21 protein-coding genes are annotated in these 20,864 nt (G+C 73.2%); 14 read left to right on the plus strand and 7 right to left on the minus strand.

All coding sequences use genetic code 11. The features are described from left to right. Positions 1–96 precede the first annotated feature (96 nt). Complete coding sequence (locus BUE29_RS03770; RefSeq protein WP_073386986.1) at positions 97–930, minus strand: TetR/AcrR family transcriptional regulator; 834 nt, start codon at positions 928–930, stop codon at positions 97–99. 453 nt (positions 931–1,383) lie between these two features. On the opposite strand from BUE29_RS03770, the gene BUE29_RS03775 reads away from it, so the two are divergent. The 6 genes from BUE29_RS03775 (at position 1,384) to BUE29_RS03800 (ending at position 5,976) form a co-directional block, all read left to right on the plus strand. Next, positions 1,384–2,244, plus strand: coding sequence for a PRC and DUF2382 domain-containing protein (locus tag BUE29_RS03775; protein ID WP_073386077.1), 861 nt, complete (start codon positions 1,384–1,386; stop codon positions 2,242–2,244). 148 nt (positions 2,245–2,392) lie between these two features. Further along, positions 2,393–3,100, plus strand: a complete 708-nt coding sequence (locus BUE29_RS03780) for a hypothetical protein (RefSeq protein WP_143167957.1) — start codon at positions 2,393–2,395, stop codon at positions 3,098–3,100. Next, entirely contained in the window at positions 3,097–3,543 is a 447-nt protein-coding gene (locus tag BUE29_RS03785; protein WP_084180656.1) for a phage holin family protein, read from the plus strand. The genes BUE29_RS03780 and BUE29_RS03785 overlap by 4 nt, the downstream gene beginning before the upstream one ends. Then, a complete protein-coding gene (locus BUE29_RS03790; protein ID WP_073386083.1) occupies positions 3,540–4,193 on the plus strand; it encodes a DUF3618 domain-containing protein in 654 nt (217 codons plus the stop codon). The genes BUE29_RS03785 and BUE29_RS03790 overlap by 4 nt, the downstream gene beginning before the upstream one ends. Positions 4,194–4,205: 12 nt before the next feature. After that, the gene (locus tag BUE29_RS03795; protein ID WP_084180657.1) at positions 4,206–5,270 is read left to right on the plus strand and encodes a YihY/virulence factor BrkB family protein; all 1,065 of its coding nucleotides are present in this window, start codon (positions 4,206–4,208) and stop codon (positions 5,268–5,270) included. A gap of 235 nt (positions 5,271–5,505) precedes the next feature. Further along, on the plus strand, positions 5,506–5,976 hold the full coding sequence (locus tag BUE29_RS03800) for an ArsR/SmtB family transcription factor (RefSeq protein WP_073386086.1): 471 nt from the start codon (positions 5,506–5,508) through the stop codon (positions 5,974–5,976). 14 nt (positions 5,977–5,990) lie between these two features. Here BUE29_RS03800 and BUE29_RS03805 read toward each other — a convergent pair whose 3' ends face one another. Next, on the minus strand, positions 5,991–7,727 hold the full coding sequence (locus BUE29_RS03805; protein ID WP_073386088.1) for an IPT/TIG domain-containing protein: 1,737 nt from the start codon (positions 7,725–7,727) through the stop codon (positions 5,991–5,993). Positions 7,728–7,991: 264 nt separating this feature from the next. Here BUE29_RS03805 and BUE29_RS03810 point away from each other — a divergent pair, with 264 nt between their 5' ends. Then, complete coding sequence (locus BUE29_RS03810; protein WP_073386091.1) at positions 7,992–9,098, plus strand: winged helix DNA-binding domain-containing protein; 1,107 nt, start codon at positions 7,992–7,994, stop codon at positions 9,096–9,098. Positions 9,099–9,371: 273 nt separating this feature from the next. Here the strand turns inward: BUE29_RS03810 and BUE29_RS03815 are convergent, their stop codons facing one another. Next, positions 9,372–10,238, minus strand: coding sequence for an oxidoreductase (locus BUE29_RS03815; RefSeq protein WP_073386094.1), 867 nt, complete (start codon positions 10,236–10,238; stop codon positions 9,372–9,374). A 102-nt stretch (positions 10,239–10,340) separates the two neighbouring features. On the opposite strand from BUE29_RS03815, the gene BUE29_RS03820 reads away from it, so the two are divergent. After that, positions 10,341–11,159, plus strand: coding sequence for a helix-turn-helix domain-containing protein (locus tag BUE29_RS03820; RefSeq protein ID WP_073386097.1), 819 nt, complete (start codon positions 10,341–10,343; stop codon positions 11,157–11,159). Position 11,160: 1 nt separating this feature from the next. On the opposite strand, the gene BUE29_RS03825 is transcribed toward BUE29_RS03820, so the two are convergent. After that, the gene (locus BUE29_RS03825) at positions 11,161–12,381 is read right to left on the minus strand and encodes a serine/threonine-protein kinase (protein WP_073386100.1); all 1,221 of its coding nucleotides are present in this window, start codon (positions 12,379–12,381) and stop codon (positions 11,161–11,163) included. 97 nt (positions 12,382–12,478) lie between these two features. On the opposite strand from BUE29_RS03825, the gene BUE29_RS03830 reads away from it, so the two are divergent. Together BUE29_RS03830 and BUE29_RS03835 are read left to right on the plus strand one after the other, a co-directional pair. Continuing rightward, on the plus strand, positions 12,479–12,955 hold the full coding sequence (locus BUE29_RS03830; RefSeq protein ID WP_073386104.1) for an NUDIX hydrolase: 477 nt from the start codon (positions 12,479–12,481) through the stop codon (positions 12,953–12,955). 38 nt (positions 12,956–12,993) lie between these two features. After that, positions 12,994–14,043 (plus strand): NAD(P)-dependent alcohol dehydrogenase, encoded by a 1,050-nt coding sequence (locus BUE29_RS03835; RefSeq protein ID WP_073386107.1) that lies wholly within the window; start codon positions 12,994–12,996, stop codon positions 14,041–14,043. A gap of 210 nt (positions 14,044–14,253) precedes the next feature. Here BUE29_RS03835 and xylB read toward each other — a convergent pair whose 3' ends face one another. After that, complete coding sequence (xylB, locus tag BUE29_RS03840) at positions 14,254–15,678, minus strand: xylulokinase (protein WP_073386111.1); 1,425 nt, start codon at positions 15,676–15,678, stop codon at positions 14,254–14,256. A gap of 84 nt (positions 15,679–15,762) precedes the next feature. Between xylB and BUE29_RS03845 the strand changes: the two genes are divergently transcribed. Beyond that, positions 15,763–16,893, plus strand: coding sequence for a carboxylate-amine ligase (locus BUE29_RS03845; protein WP_073386114.1), 1,131 nt, complete (start codon positions 15,763–15,765; stop codon positions 16,891–16,893). On the opposite strand, the gene BUE29_RS03850 is transcribed toward BUE29_RS03845, so the two are convergent. Beyond that, complete coding sequence (locus tag BUE29_RS03850) at positions 16,877–17,575, minus strand: class I SAM-dependent methyltransferase (RefSeq protein ID WP_073386117.1); 699 nt, start codon at positions 17,573–17,575, stop codon at positions 16,877–16,879. The two genes, BUE29_RS03845 and BUE29_RS03850, sit on opposite strands and share 17 nt — an antisense overlap. Positions 17,576–17,651: 76 nt before the next feature. Between BUE29_RS03850 and BUE29_RS03855 the strand changes: the two genes are divergently transcribed. Continuing rightward, on the plus strand, positions 17,652–18,674 hold the full coding sequence (locus BUE29_RS03855) for an iron-containing redox enzyme family protein (RefSeq protein ID WP_073386120.1): 1,023 nt from the start codon (positions 17,652–17,654) through the stop codon (positions 18,672–18,674). Positions 18,675–18,685: 11 nt separating this feature from the next. On the opposite strand, the gene BUE29_RS23005 is transcribed toward BUE29_RS03855, so the two are convergent. Then, the gene (locus BUE29_RS23005) at positions 18,686–18,868 is read right to left on the minus strand and encodes a CDGSH iron-sulfur domain-containing protein (protein WP_234971335.1); all 183 of its coding nucleotides are present in this window, start codon (positions 18,866–18,868) and stop codon (positions 18,686–18,688) included. A 157-nt stretch (positions 18,869–19,025) separates the two neighbouring features. Here BUE29_RS23005 and BUE29_RS03865 point away from each other — a divergent pair, with 157 nt between their 5' ends. Together BUE29_RS03865 and BUE29_RS03870 are read left to right on the plus strand one after the other, a co-directional pair. Next, the gene (locus tag BUE29_RS03865) at positions 19,026–19,763 is read left to right on the plus strand and encodes an SDR family oxidoreductase (RefSeq protein WP_073386125.1); all 738 of its coding nucleotides are present in this window, start codon (positions 19,026–19,028) and stop codon (positions 19,761–19,763) included. Between the two features lie 50 nt (positions 19,764–19,813). Further along, the gene (locus BUE29_RS03870; RefSeq protein ID WP_073386128.1) at positions 19,814–20,791 is read left to right on the plus strand and encodes a TIGR03557 family F420-dependent LLM class oxidoreductase; all 978 of its coding nucleotides are present in this window, start codon (positions 19,814–19,816) and stop codon (positions 20,789–20,791) included. The last annotated feature ends 73 nt before the right edge of the window (positions 20,792–20,864 follow it).

Genomic DNA, 20,864 nt, shown 5'->3' on the forward strand with positions numbered 1-20,864 from the left:
CGGGGGTCGGAGGGTCCCCCGCCCCAGCCGCAGGTGCGCCGGTTCCCCCCGTAGCGGTGCACCTGCGGCGCCTCGGCCGTCTGGTGGCGGGCCAGCTCAGCCGGCGAGCTCGGCGGCGATGCGGTCGAGCAGCACCTCGAGGCCCGCGCCGAACTCCTCCTCGAAACGGTCCTCGGTGAGACCGCGGCGGAGTCGGTGGATCTGCGGGTACTCCGACTCCGGGACGTCGCCGGTGACGTCCACGAGGTCGGTGGCGGTGTCGGCCTCGGCCGCCGCCTCGCGCACCTCGGACCGCCGGGTCGGGCTGACCCCGCCGGGGACGGGATCGGCCGGGTCGACGGGGTCGTGCTCGCCGGAGTCGTCCCCGGTCTGGAAGGACCCGTCGCCGGGCTTGGGGTCGGCCAGCACCATCGAGCTGGTCTCGAGCAGCAGGTAGCCGAGCAGGAAGCTGTTGAAGGTCCGATAGGTGAACAGCACCTGGTCGTCGGTGAAGTCGGCCGCGCGCAGCGTCTCCAGCATCGCCTCGATCCAGCGCAGCGAGCGCAGCGGCGGGTTGACCCACGGCGCGTGGGGCGGCCGGGTCGCGACGAGCGGGAACGCGTGGGGATGCGCCCGCGCGTAGCGCCGGACGCCCCAGGCGAGCCCGCGCAGGTAGTCGCGCCAGCCGACCGACTCGGCCGAGGCCGGCACGTCCGGGTCCTCGGACAGCTCGTTGACGATCCGCTCGACGACCGCGTCGAAGAGATCCTCGCGGTTGTCGATGTGCCGGTACAGCGACATCGCCCGCACGCCGAGCCGATCGGCGACCGTGCGCATCGACGCGGCGGCGATGCCCTGCTCGTCGATCAGCGCCAGGGTCTCGCTGATGATCCGCTCCGGCGACAGCGGGGAGCGCCGGGGCGCACTGCCACCCGTCCCGTTGTCAGTCATCGCCACCTCCGACCCGGAATTTTCCCACGAGGAGCGTTCCGAACACCGCCCAGGGCCCGAAATCTGGGGCCCGTGGAGCATCGGCCATATTTCGAAATGAATGGGCGCGAGAGGGTTAGACCGTACCGCCGGCCTGGTATACGGTGTAAGCATCGCGTTGCAGAGCCGAAGCGAAAAGCGCGCCATTAACCACCGCGGGACAGACCGAAGGAGCTGCGCCCACCCGGGCGCATCGCAGTAGCCGTTTCTGCCGGTAAAAGCTGTGCGGAGCGGGCGGGACCGGCAGGAGGCCCGCCGTCTCCGGTAATGCGACGACCCGTAACACCATAAACCGCGCCGCCGTCCCGGTCCGCGCGTAATGAGTCGCGCCCAATACGTTGTAACGCGACGCAACGATAACACCGATTTAGCACCCGTTTCATCACTGGCCCCAATTCGGAGGAGAAGAGACACATGACGAACCCGGATCAGTTGCTCGACCTGATCGGCCGCAACGCCATCGACGTCGACGGCGACAAGATCGGCAAGATCGGGCAGCTCTACACCGACGACCGCACCGGCGACCCGCAGTGGGTCACCGTGTCGACCGGGCTGTTCGGCAGCAAGCAGAGCTTCGCCCCGCTCTACGACTCGAAGCGCAACGGCGACGACCTCCAGCTCGCGGTGACGAAGGAGCAGGTCAAGGACGCGCCGAACGTCGACGACGACGGGCATCTCGAGGACGACGAGAACGACGCCCTCTTCGCGCACTACCGCGGGCACCTCGGCGACCAGGACGGCCAGCAGGGCGGTCAGCCGGCGGCGGGCCGTACCGATCGCGAGACCGGCGACCGCACCGGCGACGGCGACCGCGACCGCCTCGCGGACGTCGCGGACGCCGAAGGCGCCGGCCGGTCCGCGGACCGCGGCGAGGGCCGCGACGTCTCGGGGCCGAACACCGACGACGCCATGACCCGTTCGGAGGAGCGGCTGCGCGTCGGCACCGAGCAGGTCGAGGCGGGACGGGCCCGGCTGCGCAAGTACGTCGTCACCGAGAACGTGACCCAGACGGTGCCGGTGAGCCACGAGGAGGTCCGCATCGAGCGGGAGCCCATCACCGACGCCAACCGCGACGAGGCAGTGAGCGGCGAGCCGATCAGCGAGGAGGAGCACGAGGTGACGCTGCACGCGGAGCGACCGGTCGTGGACAAGGAGACCGTGCCCGTGGAGCGCGTCAAGCTCGGCACCGAGACCGTCACCGAGGAGCAGACGGTCAGCGAAGAGGTCCGCAAGGAGCAGATCGACACGCCCGACGAGGGCCGTTCCCGGCGCTGACCACCCAGACCGCGGTGCGGGCCGTTACGGCTACTGGCGGCCCGCACTGCGCCCTCCCCCGTCAGTGGCCCGTTCGTCCGGAGGCGCCCGTCCCCTACCGACCACCAGCAGTTCCCGCACGCACCACCACGAGTAGCCGGAGTAGCCAATGAGTGACGAGTTCCCGAGACATGCTGCCCAGGGGCAGCCCCAGAACGACGTGGCGTCGCGCGCCGGCGAGGCGAAGGACGCGGCGGCCGATGTCGCGTCGAGCGGCAAGCAGGCGGCGGCCGACGTCGCCGAGACCGGCAAGCAGGCCGCGGGCGAGGTCGTCGACCAGGCCAAGCAGCACGCCGGCGACCTGATGGGCCGGACCCGCGACCAGGTCAACGAGCAGGTCGACGCACAGAAGAGCTCCACCGTCGAGACGCTGCGCTCGCTGGGCGATCAGCTCGCCTCGATGACCGACAACACCGACGAGACCGGGACGGCCGTCGACCTCGCCGGCCGAGCCCGCGACCGCGCGCGGAACGCGGCGGACTGGCTCGAGTCGCGCGACACCGACCAGATCCTCGACGAGGTGCGCAAGCTCGGCCGGGAACGGCCCGGCGCCTTCCTCCTCGGCGCCGTCGTCGCCGGCGTGGTGACGGGCCGGCTGACCCGCGGAGCGGTCGCCGTCCACACCGACGACTCGAGCGGCACGTCCACCACAGGCACGTCCACCACGGGCACGACCACCGACCGCCAGCACCGTGCCGCACCCACGCCGACCCCGACGCGCGCGCCCGCGCCGTCGCGGAGCGGTGTCGACACCGGCCCGCTGCCGCGCCACGACGCGCTCGGCGAGTACCCCGCCGGCGGGCAGGTGCGCCCGTGACGTCGGTACGCGACGAGGTGGCCGGCATCGGCTCCGACCTCGCGCCGAGTCAGCAGGAGAAGGACGCCGTCCGTGGCTTCGTCTCGGACGTGACCCGCGACGTCAAGCAGTTGGTGCAGCAGGAGGTCGCGCTGGCCAAGGCCGAGATCTCGGCCGAGGCGGGCAAGGTCGGCAAGGGCGCCGGCATGCTCGGCGGCGCGGCGTTCGCCGGCATCATGGCCGTCGTCTTCCTGTCGACGGCCCTGTGGTGGGCCCTCGCGAACGTCATGGACCAGAGCTGGGCCGCCCTGATCGTGGCCGGCCTGTGGCTGGTCATCGCGGCCGTGCTGTTCGTCGTCGGCCGCGGCACGCTGCGCTCGATCAGCCTCAAGCCCGAACGCACCATCAACTCGTTGAAGAAGATCCCCGGCGCCGTCAAGCCGCCGGCGAGGAGGAACGCATGAGCAGCAACCCCGACCAGCTCGAAGCCGACGTCGACCGCTCCCGCGACTCGCTCGGCCGCGATGTCGCCCGGCTCAACGACCGCGTCTCGCCGGCCCGCTTCGTGGGCACGCGCACCGACCGGGTCAAGCAGGGCGCGGCGTCGATCAAGGACAAGCTCATGGGGTCGTCGAACTCCGCCGGCGACGCCGCCAAGGACCGGCTGGGTTCGGCCGTGGGCTCGGTCAAGGACGCGACCGACAACGCCGCCGGCAGGCTCGGCGACGCCACCGGGTCCGCACCCGAGACGCTGCGTCAGCAGACCCAGGGCAACCCGGTCGCCGCCGGTCTCATCGCGTTCGGCGTCGGCTGGCTGCTCTCCTCGCTCGTTCCCGCGAGCCAGGCCGAGCAGCAGGCGGCGGCGAAGCTCGAGGAGAACGCCGATGCCGTCGTCGAGCCGCTCACCGAGTCGGCCAAGGAGGTCGCGGGCAACCTGCAGCAGCCGCTGCAGGACTCGGCCGCCGCGCTCAAGGACACCGCCACCGACGCCGTCGACCGCACCACCGAGCACGCGAAGTCGGCCGCCGGTGACGTGAAGGACCAGGCCGCCGACGCCAAGGACGACGTCGCGGGCGGCAGCGGGGACAGCACCCGTGCCACGCGGTCGTACTGACGGGAGGGGTTCATGGCAACGCACTCGTCGTCCGACCGTGACCGCGACGACCGCGACGACCCCGGTCGCCGCAACGGTCGCGACCGCACGGTTCCCGACCGCCCGAAGGAGATGCCGAAGGCGGGCTGGTTCGCGATCCTCAAGCGCGCGGTCAAGCAGTTCAAGCACGACGACATCACCGACCGCGCCGCGGCACTGACCTACTACGGGGTGCTGGCGATCTTCCCCGGCGTGCTCGCTCTCGTGTCGATCCTCGGGCTGCTGGGCAAGTCGAGCGTCAACTCGATCCTGACCAACATCCAGGCGGTCGCCCCGAGCGGTGCCACGAGCTTCCTGCGCACCGTCATCAACCAGGTGCAGGGCAAGGCGGGGGCTGCCGGCATCGCGTTCGTCGTCGGGCTGGTGCTCGCCCTGTGGTCCGCGTCGGGGTACGTCGCCGGGTTCATGCGGGCGTCCAACGCGATCTACGACGTCGACGAGGGCCGGCCGATCTGGAAGACCGCGCCGGTGCGGCTGCTCGTCACGCTCGCCCTCGTGGTCATGCTGGCGCTCAGCGCGCTGATGGTCGTGCTGACCGGCCCGATCGCCAAGCAGATCGGCTCGGCGTTCGGCATCGGCGACACGGCGGTGCTCGTCTGGGACATCGCGAAGTGGCCGGTCCTGCTCATCATCGTCAGCCTGATGTTCTCGCTGCTCTACCGGGCCTGTCCGAACGTCAAGCAGCCCGGCTTCACGTGGATCACGCTGGGCGGCGTCATCGCGGTCGTGGTGTGGATCGTCGCGTCGGCGCTGTTCGCGCTGTACGTGTCGTTCTCGGGGTCGTACAACAAGACGTACGGCTCGCTGGCCACGGTGATCGTGTTCCTCGTGTGGCTGTGGATCACCAACATCGCGGTGCTGCTCGGCGCGGAGTTCAACGCCGAGACCCAGCGCGAGCGGGCGATCCGGGCCGGCCTGCCCGAGGACGTCGAACCGTTCGCCGAGCTGCGCGACACGCGCAAGCTGGAGGAGCCGCAGAAGCGCGAGGCCGACGAGGCGGCCGCGATCCGCGACCGCACGATGCGACGCCCGCGCTAGTCCGGGTCCGTCACCACGGCCGTCCCCTCCCCTCGGAGGCGGACGGCCGTGGCGCGTCGGTGCTCACCGCCGGCGCGCGGAGTAGGCCCAGTACAGCCCACCCGCGACCAGCAGGACGACGGCGGTGACGGCGGCGACGCTCATGGGGTTGTCCTTTCCGAGACGATGATCGGTCTAGGATGACGTAATTACGGAATTACGCAATCCCGGAACGGGGTCCGGCACAGGAGGCGCGATGGCTGACCGCGGTGTGACGGCTCGACTCGACGCGCTCGAGGCCCGCGTCCGGGCACTCGAGACCGGAGCGCCGGCGCGACCGCCGGCCCCCGCCTCGGACGACGCGGGGTCGGTCGAGTACCGAGGACGGGTCCACCTCGCCGGCTCGGTGACCTGGTCCCGGCAGCTGTCGACGTCAGCCGTCCTCGACCTCCCCGGGCCGGTGACCGTCGACGTCCTCGCCGCGTTGGGGCATCCGCTCCGGCTCGACGTGGTGCGCCGGCTGCTGCGCGCACCGGCGAGCGCGAACGAGCTGCAGGAAGCTCTGGACCTCAACTCGACCGGGCAGGTCTACCACCACCTGCGGGCGCTCGTGAGTGCCCGCGTCGTCGTGGCCGAGCACCAGGTCTACTCGGTGGCGCCGACGGCGGTCGTCCCGTTGCTCGTGATCGTGCTCGCCGCCGGCGACGTCGCCGGGGTGCTGCCGTGAGGGCCGGGCCGCCGTCAGCGCGACGGTGACGCCGACGCCGTTCCGGTCGTCGGCGATCCGGTCGGCGATCCGGTCGGCGTCGCGGCCGGCGCTGTCGAGGACGACGCCGATGAGCTCGGCACCGAGGTCGTGGCCGGCGCGGTCGACGTCGTCGGCGGGGTCGTCGGCGGGGTCGTCGGCGGGGTCGTCGGCGGGGTCGTCGAACGGCCTTCGGACGGGGCCGCGGCCGTCTTCCCGCCGTGACCGCTCGGCGCGGTGGTCGTCGGGCTCGGCGACGGCGACGCGACGTAGGTGAAGGTCCTCGCGTTCGACGTGCCGAAACGCGACACCAGGGTGAGCGAGACCTTGCCGGCGTCGTGGGCGGGCATCGTGACCGTCAACCGGGAGCCGGCCCGGGCGAAGCGGACGGCCTTCGTCCCCAGCTTCACGCTGGTCACCGTGGTGAGGTTCTTGCCCGCGACGGTGACGGCGGTGCCGCCCGCGGTCGTCCCGGTGGCCGGGCTGAGCGACGAGATCGTCGGAGCGCCGACGTAGGCGAGCGAGCGCTTCACGCTCCCCCAGGCGTTCGACACGGTCACGGTGGCCTTGCCGGCGGCGTGGGCGGGCGCCTTCACCACGAGCTTGGTGGACGTGCGCTTGAGGAACGAGTAGCGCGTCGCCGTGCCGATCGACACGGTGGTCGTCGCCGTCAGCCCCCGGCCGCGGATGATCACGTTGCCACCCTTGGTCGCGAGCTGCGTCGTCACCGACGTCACGCGCGGGCTCGCGCCCTGCTTGCCGGTCGAGGTGGGCCGGGTGGCGCCGCGGTAGACGCCGTTGCCGGCGATGGCGTCGACGAGACGTGAGCGCCGCACGGTCGTGCCGCTCTCGGCCGCCTCGATGATGTTGCCGTTGCCCTCGTAGACGGCGACGTGGCCGATGCCACCGGCGATGTAGCCGGAGAAGAAGACGAGGTCACCCGGCATCAACTGCCCGATGGACGGGTGGAATCGGCCCGCGGCGCTGTGCTGCGTCGCGGCGTAGTGGACGAGCGACTTGTACGGCGACCACGCGTACAGGGCCAGGCCCGAGCAGTCGAAGCCGACGACGTGGCAGTCGAGGTCGCCGCCGTTGTGCGCGCAGACGCCCTTGGTCGGGCCGCTGCCGTTGCCCCCGGCCCACGAGTAGGGCAGGCCCAGCCACGATCGCGCCCGCTTGAGCGCCGTGACGCCCATGGCCGGCGTCCACCGGCTCGCGCGACGTGCGGTGGCGACGCCGTGGTGGGCCTTGCGGACCTTGGCCGAGATGCGCTGCTCCTGCCGCGCGGTGAGGCCGCCCATGATCTTGCTGTTCATCGAGGGGCGGGTGAAGGTGAACTGGTCGGCCTTGGTCTTGCTGGACGCACCGGTGGCACTGAAGACCCGGACGTGGATCGTCCCGTACTCGTGCCACGGGCTCGTGACGGTCAGCGAGGTGGCCGACGTGACGTGCACGTTCCAGGCCGTCGCACCGCCGAAGATGACCTTGGTGACGTTGGTGAAGTTGCGCCCCCGGACGGTCACGGCGGTGCCGCCCCAGTAGGCCCCGCGGTGCGCGGAGAGGCTGGTGACGGAGGGGCGGGTGCCGGCCGTCGCGGGTGTGACGACCACGGCGACGGGGACGAGCGCCAACGCGGTGACGGCGCACAACGCCTTCGTCCACGAGCGTCGGATCGCGGTGCGAGGGGCGCGATGGCGTCCCGTGGTCGTGTCGTTGACACCCGTCGAATCCATGCCGACCCATCACTCCTCGCGGCGCGCGGCTACCACCCTCTGCGGTGACCATCGGCGGCGTCGTCGTGATCTTGAGCGTCACGGTCGGGACTTCGTCGGGGGTCGCGGCATCGGACGGGGCCGGCACCTGGTCCGGCACACCGATGTCCTCGGCGCGGTGATCGTCGGACGGGTCGACGGGGTTACGAGCGCGGGCTTACGAGCACGGGGTCGATCCGGTTCCACCGGCCCGGAATGTCCGAGGGTGGCCCTATCGTCCTCGCCATGGCCGTCCACGAGCTGACCCGGCGCGACGCGCGGCGGGTGGCGGTGCGGGCGCAGCTGCTCGACGCGCAGCGGCCCACCGACCTGTTCGACACCGTCTCGCACCTCACGCTGCTGCAGCACGACCTCACCGCGGCCGTGGCACCCAACGCCGAGCTGGTCGCGTGGAGCCGCCTCGGTTCGGCGTCCCCCCGCACCGCGGTCCCCGACGCGGTCGACGAGCAGCGGCTCGTCGACCTGCAGGGGGCGCTGCGCCCGGCCGCGGACCTCGCCCTCTACCGCGCCGAGATGGCCGAGTGGCCCGGCGTCGGCGAGGTCCCGTACTGGCTCGAGGGCCAGCACCACTGGTTGCAGGCCAACGAGTCCTTCCGTCGCGACATCGTCGACGAACTGCGGCGCGACGGCCCCCTGGTCTCGCGCGACCTGCTCGACACGTGTGTCGTGCCCTGGCGCTCGTCGGGCTGGAACAACAACCGCAACGTGCCCATGATGCTCGAGACGTTGGTGCAGTGCGGCGAGGTCGCCGTGGCCGGCCGCCGCGGTCGCGACCGGCTGTGGGACCTCGCCTCGCGCGTCTACCCCGACGACGATCCCGTCCCGACGGCCGAGGCCCTGCGCACCCGCAACGAGCGACGCCTCGCCGCGCTCGGCATCGCCCGGGCCAAGGGGCCGGTCAGCCCCCACGAGCCCAACGGCGTGGCGGAGGTCGGCGAGGCCGCCGTGATCGAGGGCGTGAAGGGCCGGTGGCGGGTCGACCCCCGGTATCTCGACGGCGCGTTCGCCGGGCGCACCGCGATCCTGTCGCCGCTCGACCGGCTCGTCTTCGATCGCAAACGCATGGTGGAGCTGTTCGAGTTCGACTACCAGCTGGAGATGTACAAGCCGGCGGCGAAGCGGCGCTGGGGCTACTGGGCGATGCCGATCCTCGCCGGCGACCGGCTCGTGGGCAAGGTCGACGCGACGACCGACCTCGATCAGCACGTGCTGCGTGTCGATGCGATTCACCGCGACGTCGACTTCGGCGTCCGTCTCGACCGCGAGGTCTCCCGCGAGCTCGCCGACCTCGCCGCGTGGCTCGGCGTCGAGCTCCTGCTGCCCGAACACTGACGACGGGCCATCCTGGCGATACCGCTGCGAGTGGTGCGGACGGTGCGGGGCCACACCGGCGCGGAAGGACATGTGCCGCTTCGCCAGCGCGCGACAAGGGGGGAGGGGGAAAGTCGGCGAGGCGAAGCGGCATCCGGCACGGCTCACGGCCAGTGCCCCGTCAGCATGTCCTGCCGGGTGAATTGCGCGCAACCTAGGAGGGGAATGCGGGTCCAACGTCCCGGGATCCGGCCCGATCGGCCACCGGTCGGGCAAGCGGGCCGGCCCCCCGTGTCAGCCGCCGATGGCGTCCAGCTCGGCGACGACGTCGTCGGGGAGCTCCAGCCCGGCCCCCGCGACGTTCTCGCGCAGGTGCGCCACCGAGGACGTTCCCGGGATCAGCAGCACGTTGGGCGACCGCTGCAACAACCAGGCGAGCGCCACCGACATCGGCGTCGCGTCGAGCCGCCGCGCGACGGCGTGCAGCTCGTCGGACTGCAGGGGCGTGAACCCACCAAGCGGGAAGTACGGCACGTAGGCGATGCCCTGCGCGGCCGTGCTCGCGACGAGCGCGTCGTCCTCGCGCCGCGCGATGTTGTAGAGGTTCTGGACGCAGACGACGGGCGCGATCGTCTGCGCCTCGGCGAGCTGGTCGGCGTTCACCGTGCTCAGGCCGAGATGGCGGACGAGCCCCTGCTGCTGCAGCTCGGCCAACGTCTCGAACTGCTCGGCGATGGAACCGGGCTCCGGGCCCTCCGGCGCACCCATCCGCAGGTTGACGACGTCGAGCACGTCGAGGCCGAGATTGCGCAGGTTGTCGTGCACGGCGTCGCGCAGCTCGGCCGGCGTGCGCGCGTGCGGCCAGCCACCCTGCTCGTCGCGGCGGGCGCCGACCTTCGTCACGAGGTGCAGGTCCGCCGGGTACGGGGCCAGCGCCTCGCGGATGATCTCGTTGGTGACGTGCGGGCCGTAGAAGTCCGACGTGTCGATGTGGCGGATGCCGAGCTCCACCGCCGCGCGCAGCACGGCGAGCGCGGCGTCGCGGTCCGCGGGTGGCCCGAACACGCCGGGCCCGGCGAGCTGCATGGCGCCGTAGCCGACGCGGGGGATCTCGAGGTCGCCGAGCGGGTAGGAGCCGCCGGGCAGGGTCGTGGTGGTCATGCCTCCACGGTGCTCCCCCGGCGCGGTCCCAGCGACCGCCCCGCGCATCCTGGGACCGGCGGGACCAGGATCGGCGCGACGGACGCCGTTACCGTGGCCGCCATGACCGGCTCCACCGCACTGGGCGAGTACCTGCGCGCCCGCCGGGCGCTCGTCGACCCGGCCGACGTCGGCCTCACGACGGCGGGCGTGCGCCGCACCCCGGGCCTGCGTCGCGAGGAGGTCGCCACGCTTGCCGGCATCAGCGCCGACTACTACCTGCGCCTCGAGCAGGGACGCGACCGCAACCCGTCGACGCAGGTGCTCGAGGCGCTGGCGCGGGTGCTCCGGCTCGACGCCGCGGCGACGCAGTACCTGCTCGGGCTCCCGGCCGCCCGGCCGCCGGCCCGGCGCCGGGCCCGGCGGGACACGGTGCCGGTGGGGATCCGCCTGCTGCTCGACACGCTGACCCTGCCCGCGTTCGTCGAGAACCGCCGCTTCGACGTCATCGCCGCCAATCGCCTGGCGAGCGCCGTGTCGCCCGCGATCAGGGTCGGCGGGAACCGGGTGCGGGCCGTGCTGCTCGACGACGCGGAGCGCGATCTCTGGGTGGACTGGGAGGAAGTCGCGGCGTCCATGGTGGCCTCGCTGCGCACCTCGATCGGCACCGACGACGACCCCGCCACCGCCCAGCTCGTGGGCGAGCTGTCGCTCGCGAGCGAGACCTTCCGCCAGCACTGGGCACGTCACGACGTGCGGGCCCTGGGCGGCGGGGTCATCCGTATGCGGCACCCCCAGGTCGGCGATCTCGAACTGCGGCGCGAGAAGCTGCCGATTCCCGACACGGCCGGGCAGCTGCTGGCGATCTACCACGCCGAGCCGGGCTCCCCGAGCGCCCAGGCCCTCGCCCTGCTCGGCACCCTGGCTGCGGCGCCGACGTGACTCAGCCGCCGACGGACCGGCGCAGCTCGTCGAAGGTCTGCCGCCAGGGCACGTCGGACAGCTCCTGCCGCGCCCACGCGTAGGCCGCGACTGCACACCCGGCGAGCACCGCGAGCAGGACGGCGGTCAACAGCAGCCGGCGCAGCAGGCGTCGGACGAGCGAGCGTCGCTTCGGAGGTCGGGACGTCGGTCGGGACGTCGGACGCGGTGCGGCGACCGGACCAGCCGGTCGTGGCCGCCCATCCCGCTGCGGCGCGACCGGTCCCCGCGGTGGCGGGACGGCTCCGCGGGGCGACCCGGACGGCGGCGGCACCGGCCCGCGTGCCGGTGCGGGCATCGGCGGCGCGGGCATCGGCGGCGCGAGCAGGGTCGGCGGGACGGGAGGGCCTGCCGGTGGGACGGACCGGACGGCAGCGAGCCGCGTCCCGACGCGGCGGATGCCGTCGACGGCGGCGAGGTCCACCGCGGCCGGCCGGGCCCGGTGGTCCTTGGCGAGCGCGGCGAGCACGGCCCCGCGCAGCCACTCGGGCACGCCACGCAGGTCGGGCTGCTCGTAGCGGATGCGGTGGGCGAGCGCCTCGATGGCGCCCGTGCCGAACGGGGCCCGGCCGGTCGCCGCGTACGTCGCGACCGACGCCCAGCCCCAGAGGTCCACGGCCGGACCGCTGCCCTGGCCGGTGAACTGCTCGGGCGCCATCCACTCCGGGGTGCCCACCACCATGCCGACGGCCGTGAGCGCGGTGAGCTCGCCGCCGACGGCGATACCGAGGTCGACCAGCACCGGGCCGTCGTGGGTCAGGATGATGTTGCCGGGTTTCACGTCCCGGTGCGTGAGCCCCTGCCGGTGCAGTGCGGCGAGCGCGTCGGCCAGCCCCTCGGTCAGGTGCCGCAACTGCGCGGGCCCCAGCGGTACCGAGGCCTGCGCCAGCGACGGCCCGGCGACGTACTGCATCGCGATCCACGGCCGGCCGGCGTGGGTGTCGGCCGCGACGAACGCTGCCACCCGCGGGTGGTCGACCGCCGACAGGAACGCGGCCTCGCGCCGCAGCCGGCTGCGGACGTCGCCGCCGACCCCGTGCGGCAGGCACTTCACCGCGACGAGCTCGCCGCCGGGCGCCTCGCCCAGGTAGACCACGCCCATGCCGCCCGACCCGAGCCGGTGCAGCAACCGGTAGGGGCCGACCTGTGCCGGGTCGGTGGCGACGAGCTCGAGAGTGGGCACGGCAGCATCCTCACACGCGCCGGCTGTGGGGGACCCCGTCGCCGGGCGGGGAGGGGTTCCCGGCCACTCGCACCCGCGCGCGGGGCACGCTGGGGTCATGCCTCCCGCCCGCAGCGCCGGTCTGCTCCTCTGGCGCCGGACCACCGGCACGCACGAGGTGCTCGTCGCGCACCCGGGTGGCCCGCTGTGGGCCCGCAGGGACGAGCGCGCCTGGACGATCCCCAAGGGCGAGTACGTCGCGAGCGGCCCCGGGGCCGAGGCCCCGCTCGACGCCGCGCGACGCGAGTTCGCCGAGGAGCTCGGCTCCCCCGCGCCGCCCGGCGAGCCGTTCCCGCTCGGCGAGGTCAGGCAGCGCAACGGCAAGGTCGTCGTCGCCTGGGCCGTCGAGGGCGAGTTCGACGTGACCACCGTGAGCAGCAACACCTTCGAGATGGAGTGGCCGCCGCGCTCGGGCCGACGGCAGGAGTTCCCGGAGATCGACCGCGCCGCGTGGGTCGATCTCGAGACCGCGGGCGTGAGACTCGTCGCGGCGCAGACGGCGTTCCTCGAGCGGCTGCCGTGGGTAGGCCAGTAAGAGAGTTGTCCACAATCCAATGAGGAGTTCGCCCGCTCATGCAGGTCACCGCCTACCAGACCCCCAGCGCCAAGGCACCGTTTCAGAAGGCCACCATCGAGCGCCGGGACGTGGGCCCGCACGACGTTCTGATCACCATCGCCTTCGCCGGCATCTGCCACTCCGACATCCACACCGCCCGCAACGAGTGGGGCGAGGCGATGTTCCCGCTCGTCCCCGGTCACGAGATCGCCGGCACCGTCGCGGAGGTCGGCGCCGAGGTCACCAAGTTCGCCGTCGGCGACCACGTCGGCGTCGGCTGCATGGTCGACTCGTGTCGCGAGTGCGAGAACTGCAAGGCCGGCGAGGAGCAGTTCTGCACGAACGGCGGAATGACGGGGACGTACAACGCCATCGACCGCGTCGAGGGCCGGCCGACCGCCGGGGGTTACAGCACCAGCATCGTCGTCGACGAGAAGTACACCCTGCGCATCCCGGACTCGATCCCGCTCGACGAGGCCGCGCCGCTGCTGTGTGCGGGCATCACCCTGTACTCGCCGCTCAATCACTGGGGCGCCGGGCCGGGCAAGAAGGTCGCCATCGTCGGGATGGGCGGCCTGGGCCACATGGGCGTCAAGATCGCCGCCGCCATGGGCGCCGACGTCACCGTCCTGTCACAGAGCGACGCGAAGAAGGCCGACGGCGAGAGGTTCGGCGCCCAGCACCACTACGCGACGGCCGACGGCACCGTGTTCGACGACCAGGCGGGCACCTTCGACCTGATCGTGAACACGGTGGCCGCCAACATTCCGGTCGCCCAGTACCTCGGCCTGCTCAAGACCCGCGGCGTCATGGTCAACGTCGGCGCCCCGGCCGAGCCGCTCGAGATCAACGCGTTCGGCCTGCTCGGCGGGGCCAAGGTCTGGGCGGGGTCGATGATCGGCGGCATCGCCGAGACCCAGGAGATGCTGGACTTCTGCGCGGAGCACCACATCGGCGCCACGATCGAGAAGATCACCGCCGACCAGATCGACGAGGCCTACGACCGGACCGTCGACAGCGACGTCCGCTACCGGTTCGTCATCGACATCGACTCGATGCGCGACTGACCGTCCGTCCCCGCCGCGCGGGGTCGTCCACCGCGTCCGGGACGCCGCGCCCTTCGGGGCGGCGGCTCCTACGCGCGGGTGGGACCGTCCGCCGCGCCGTCCGCATCGGGGGATCGGGCGGGGCGGCAGGACTGCGACGTGCCCGGCCGGCGAACGCCGGCCGGGCACGATCGCGACCGCTGCCGGGAGGAGCCGACTGACACGGATGTGTCAGTCCCCTAGGCGGCGCGCGGTCAGGTCGCGCACCTCGGCGTAGCGGCTCCGGACCGAGGGCGCGGCCTCGGCCTCGAAGGTCGCATCGCCGGCCCGGGTCCACTCCGGCGGCGCGTCATCCCCGGCCAGCACCCACGCGGCCTGCCGTGCGGCGCCCCTCGCCACGTACTCCGCGGGTTCGGGCACGGTGACCGGCGCGCCGAGCAGGGCGGGCGCGATCCGACGCACCGCCACCGACTGCGCCCCACCCCCGACCAGGAGCACGCGGCGTACCTCGCTCCCCTGCTCGACGAGCGCGTCGAGGCCGTCGGCCAGCCCGCAGAGCAGACCCTCGACGGCGGCCCGCGCGAGGTGGCTCGGCGTCGTGTTGCCCAGTTCCAGACCGTGCACCGCCGCGGCGGAGTCGGGACGGTTCGGCGTGCGCTCCCCCTCGAGGTAGGGCACGAGCACGAGCCCGTCGGCCCCGGACGGCGCGGCCAGGGCGAGGTCGGCGAGCGCGCCCAGCTCGACGCCCAGCATGCGGGCGACCGACGACAGCACCCGCGCGGCGTTGAGCGTGCAGGCGAGCGGCAGGTAACGGCCCGTCGCGTCGGCGAAGCCCGCGACGATGCCGGACGGGTCCGCGGTGGGCCGATCGCTCACCGCGCTGACCACGCCGGACGTCCCGATCGAGACGACGACGTCGCCGGCGGCGGCGCCGAGCCCGATCGCCGCTCCGGCGTTGTCACCGGTGCCGGCGCCCAGCAGCGCACCCCCGGGCGTCGTGCCGGCCGTCCCGTCCGGCGCGAGCACGCGCGGCACGTGCGGTGCCCGCCCGAAGGCGAGCTCGAGCAGGTCGGTGCGGTATTCACCCCGCGGCGTGGACCAGTAGCCGGTGCCGCTGGCGTCGCCGCGGTCGGTGACGAGGTCGTCGAGCGCGCCCGAGCCGAGCAACCGCCACGTCAACCAGTCGTGGGGCAGGCAGACCGCGGCCACCCGGTCCGCGTTCGCCGGCTCGTGCTCGGCCAGCCAGCGCAGCTTGGTCGCGGTGATGGCGCCGACCGGCACGGTGCCGACCGCCTCGGCCCATCCCGCGGCCCCGCCGGGCAGCTCGGCGACGAGCGCGTCGGCCGCGGCGGCCGAGCGGGTGTCGTTCCACAGCAGCGCGTCGCGGACGACCTCGCCGGCGTCGTCCAGGCACACCATTCCGTGCTGCTGACCGCCGACGGCGAGCGCCGCGACATCGTCCAGCCCGCCCGCGGCGGCCGCGGCCTCCTGCAGCGCGTCCCACCAGCGGTCGGGATGCACCGCCGTGCCGTCGGGGTGACGCGCCGAGCCGTGCCGCACGACCGCCCCGGTGTCGGCGTCGTGGACGACGACCTTGCACGACTGCGTGGAGGAGTCGACGCCGGCGACGAGGCGTGGGCTCGTAGGTGGGCTCATGGACAGACGCTAACCCCGCCCTGCGCTCCCGCGGCCCGCATCGGGAGCGCCGGCGGGCCCCGCCGTGCTGGTTACGCTCGCACGATGCCCGTGACACCGGGCGGCGACGCCGCCGCACCGCTCGGCGCCACGCTCGGCATCGAGGAGGAGTACCACCTCGTCGACCCCACCACGTTCACCTTGCAGAACCGCCCCGAGCTCTCGACCCGCGCGCTCGACGGCCGGGCCGGGCCGCACCTGCGACCGGAGATGCTCACCAGCCAGCTCGAGGCCGCCAGCGACGTCTGCACGACCCTGGCGGAGGCCCGCGCCGCCGTCGTGGCCATGCGGCAGGAGGCCACCCGCGCTGCGGCCTCGACCGGGGCGACGATCCTCGCGACCAGCACGCATCCGTCGGCCACGCTGGCCGAGATCGAGCTCATGGCGCGCGAGCGGTACGACCGGCTGACCGATCGCTTCGGTCCGGTGGTGCGCGCCGTCAACCTGTGCGGCTGCCACGTGCACGTGGCGGTGCCCGACCTCGAGCTCGCCGTCCGGATCATGGCGCACGCACGGCCCTCCCTGCCGCTGCTCGGCGCGCTGACCGGGAGCTCGCCGTTCCACGAGGGCGCCGACACCGGCTACGAGAGCTTCCGGGTCGCGTGGTTGTCGCTGTGGCAGCAGGGCGGTCCCCCGCCCCAGCTGGACTCCGCCGAGGACTACCTGGCCACCGTGGACCAGCTGCTCGACGTCGGCCTGGTCGACGAGCCGAGCCAGCTGCTGTGGGACCTGCGCCCGTCGTCGCGGTACCCGACCCTCGAGTTCCGGATGGCCGACGTGTGCCCCGTGGTCGACGACGTCGTGCTCTTCGCCGCCGTCGTGCGCTCACTGGTGCGGACGCTCGGCGCGCGGATCGCCGGCGGCGTGCCGGCGCTTCGCGTGTCGGACCCGGTGCTGCGCGGTTGGCGTTGGCGCGCCGCCCGCCACGGCCTGCGCGACCGACTCTGGAGCCCGGCGCGATGCGGACTCGTCCCCGCGCGCGTCGCCGTCGACGACCTGCTGGCCGAGCTGCGCGACGACCTCGCCGCGCACGACGAGCTGGCCACCGTGACCGACCTCGGGGCCGGACTGCTCGACCGCGGCACGTCGGCACGTCGTCAGCGCGCGTGCCACGACCGCAGCGGCGACCTGGGCGAGGTCGTCCGCGACGCCGTGGCGGTCACCGCGGGCCGATAGCGCCCGACGCGCCGGCCCGGATCGCCACGACGGCGCGGGCGTCGTCGATCACGCGCCGATCCACGACCCGCAGGCCGTCGGCGCGGCCGGCACACGCAGCCCCGACCGCGTCGGCCTGGGCCGGGCCGGCGACCTGCAGCAGCAGCCAGCCACCGGGCGCGAGGTGCACCCCGGCGACGTCGAGGCAGGCGTGCACCAGCGCCAGGCCGTCCGCGCCGCCGTCGATGGCGGTCACCGGGTCCTCGGGCCAGCGCGCGATCTCCGCGGTGGGCAGGTACGGCGGGTCGGCGAGGACGACGGGGAAGCGCTCGTCGGGACGCACCGCCACCTGCAGGCGCTGCTCGCGCACCTCGACCCGCTCGCCCCACCCGGCTGCGGTGGCGTTCACGCGCGCGTATCCCGCCGCGACGCCGTCGGCCTCGACCTGCACCAGGTCGCGGTCGGCGAGCACCGCTGCGGCGAGTCCGATATGGCCCGCCCCCGCGCACAGTTCGAGCAGCGGCCCCGGGGGCGCCGCGGCCGCCAGCTCGGCCGCCCACGAGCTCTGCGTCAACGTCCACGACCTCGGGGTCAGCACCCGTTCGTCGTAGCGCACCGTGACCGGTCCGAAGCGGCACGTCGACTCGCTCGGCTCGTCCACGACGACCGGGTTCTCCTCGCCCACACCGGCGTCGTACCCCATCGGTGACGGTTTGCCGCTCAGGGGGCGCGGGTACCTCGCCGACGCGAAGACACCGCACCCACGACTCGAGGAACCCATGCTGTTGCCCGAACCGCGCGGTGAGTTCACCTCCACCCTGATCGACGCGCTGCGACGTGACGACGACGCGGCACTGCCTGCCGCCCACGACGTCCCCTCGTCACCCGACCCGCTGGCCGACGACGAGCTACAGCTCGCGCTCTGGATCTGCTACGAGCTGCACTACCGCGGCTTCGCCGACGTCGCGGCGTCCTGGGAATGGCGCCCGGCGCTGCTCGCGGTACGCGCCGCGCTCGAGACCCTCGTCCTCGACGCGCTGCACGCCGAGGTCAAGGTGGGCGCGGGTGACGCGCCCGTGGCGGACCGGTTGCGCGAGATCGTCGACGGTGACGACGGGCCCGGCCTGGCCCGCTTCGTGCAGGTGCGGGCCGACCGGAAGCAGTTCCTGGAGTTCGCGAAGCACCGGTCGCTCTACCAGCTCAAGGAAGCCGATCCGCACAGCTGGGCCATCCCCCGCCTCGGCGGCCGCGCCAAGGCCGCGCTGCTGGAGATCCAGTTCGACGAGTACGGCGACGGCACGATCGAGCGCATGCACTCGGAGCTCTACCGCCGGTTGCTGCGCGGGGTGGGCCTCGACGATGACTACGGCGCCTATCTCGACGACGCTCCGGGCATCACGCTCGCCGTCAGCAACGTCATGTCGTTGTTCGGGCTGCACCGCGCGCTGCGCGGCGCGCTGGTCGGTCACCTCGCCGCGTACGAGATGACGTCCTCGGACCCGTGTCGGCGCTACGCCCGCGGCCTGCGCCGCCTCGGTGGCGACGACGACACCTGCCGGTTCTACGACGAGCACGTGACCGCCGACGCCCTGCACGAGCAGGTGGCCGCCCACGACTTGTGCGGCGGCCTCGCCGAGGCCGAACCGGAGCTCGCCGAGGACATCCTCTTCGGAGCGCTGGCGTGTCTGCACGTCGACAACCGCTTCGCCGCCCATGTGCTCGACCGGTGGGGCGCGGGACGCACGTCGCTGCGCGATCGGACGTCGCAGCAGGGCGTGCCGATCGGTGCCCGATCCTGGTGAGCCGGCGCGCGTCAGCCGTCGCACCTGCGAGGGTTCCGGGCGCGCTTGTGGCTGCCGTCGCACAGCGGTTTGAGCGCGGAGCGGCCGCAGCGGCACAGCGCGACGACGCGCCCGGTCTCCACCGGCGTGCCGTCGACGTCGGCGACGGCGAAGTCGCCCCGCACGACGAGCGGGCCGTCGGGGTAGACGGTCACCGTCGCCGCTGGCCTGGCCTGCACCGTCCCCGCCGCGGCCCGTCGCGAAGTACCTGCGTCGCCGTCGTCACGAGCCTGTCCGTCCACCGTTGACCCATTCCCCGGGGCCGTGCCGCACAAACGGCGGCCGGCCCGGCCCGATCCGTTCGGAGCACTCATGCCCACACCCGTACGCAGCATCGCCGACACGGTCGTCTCCGTCACCGGCGCCAGCGCGGGGATCGGCGCCGCGTCCGCCCGCCTGCTCGCCGAGCGCGGCGCGCGCGTCGCCGTCCAGGCCCGCAGGCGGGAACGGCTCGACGAGCTCGTCGACGAGCTCGGCGACGACACGGTGCTGCCGGTTCCGGGCGACGTCCAGGACCCGGCCGCGGCGACCGAGCTCGTCGCGGCCGCGGTGGAGCGCTTCGGACGGCTCGACAGCGTCGTCGTCAACGCCGGCATCGGCAGCTACGGCGGCATCCTGGACGTCGACGAGGACACCCTGCGCACGATGATGCGCACCAACATCGAGGGCACCGTCTGGGCAGTCCGCGCCGCCGTCGCGCAGTTCCGCGCGGCCGGCGACGGTGGGGACGTCGTGATCGTCAGCTCGGTGGCGGGGTTGCGCGGCGGTGCCGACGAAGCCGTGTACGCCGCCACGAAGTTCGCGCAGGTCGGCCTCGCCGGCGCGCTCGATCGCGAGGTGCGGGCCGAGGGCATCCGGGTCACCACGATCTGCCCGGCGGGCGTCGAGACCGAGTTCGCGATCGGCGCGGGACGCACCGCCGGGGATCCCGCGCTGGCGGACTACCTCCGCCCCGAGGACGTCGCCCACACCATCGCCACCGTGCTCGAGCAGCCCCGCCGCGTGCGCACCACCCAGTGGCAGCTGTGGAGCATGGGACAGGGCAGCTGACGCCGCGCGGGAGCCGTCAACGCGTCGCGAGGCGCGGGTAGTCACCTCGCATGACGCGATTCGGCTACACGTTGATGACCGAGCAGAGCGGCCCGCGCGAGCTGGTGCGTTACGCCGGTGCCGCCGAGCGGGCGGGCTTCGACTTCGAGGTCTCCAGCGATCACTACTTCCCGTGGCTCACCTCGATGGGCCATGCGCCGTACGCGTGGACGATGCTCGGCGCGGTCGCGCACGCGACCGACCGCGTCGAGCTCATGACGTACGTGACCTGCCCGACGCTGCGCTACCACCCCGCGGTGGTGGCGCAGAAGGCCGCGACGCTCGCGCTGCTGTCGGACAACCGCTTCACCCTCGGCCTGGGCTCGGGCGAGAACCTCAACGAGCACGTCGTCGGTGCACCGTGGCCGGTGGCGCGGGTGCGGCAGGAGATGCTCGTCGAGGCCCTGCAGATCATCCGCGAGCTGCACGGCGGCCGGCAGCTGAGCTGGCAGGGCAAGCACTTCACCGTCGAGTCGGCCAAGCTCTGGGACGTGCCGGAGCAGCCCATCCCGATCGGTGTCGCGGTGTCCGGCGAGTCGTCGATCGAGAAGTTCGCACCCCTCGCCGATCACCTGATCGCCGTGCAGCCCGACGGGGACGCCGTCTCGCAGTGGGACGCGGTGCGCTCCGGGCGACAACTGGACGCGGGCCGCAAGATCGGTCAGCTGCCGATCTGCTGGGGCAAGGACGAGCAGGCGGCGATCGGGCGGGCGCACGAGCTGTTCCGCTGGTTCGGCGGCGGCTGGCACGTCAACGCCGATCTGCCGACGCCGCTGGCGTTCGACGCCGCCAGCCAGTTCGTCACCGAGGACGACGTCGCCGACGCCATCGCGTGCGGCCCCGACCTCGACGCGATCGCCGAGTCGTTCCGACCGTTCCTCGACGCCGGCTTCACCGACGTGGCCCTTGTCCAGGTGGGCGACGAGTCGCAGGACGAGTTCCTCGCCGACGTCGCGCCGGCGCTGTTGGAGAAACTGCGCGCACTGTGAAGCCAGTGTCATGACCGGCACGTCGAGGAAGCTCGGGCGGTGACCCACCGACGGTGGCCGGGACGGCCAGAGC

The organism is Jatrophihabitans endophyticus (genome assembly GCF_900129455.1).
Classification (GTDB): domain Bacteria; phylum Actinomycetota; class Actinomycetes; order Mycobacteriales; family Jatrophihabitantaceae; genus Jatrophihabitans; species Jatrophihabitans endophyticus.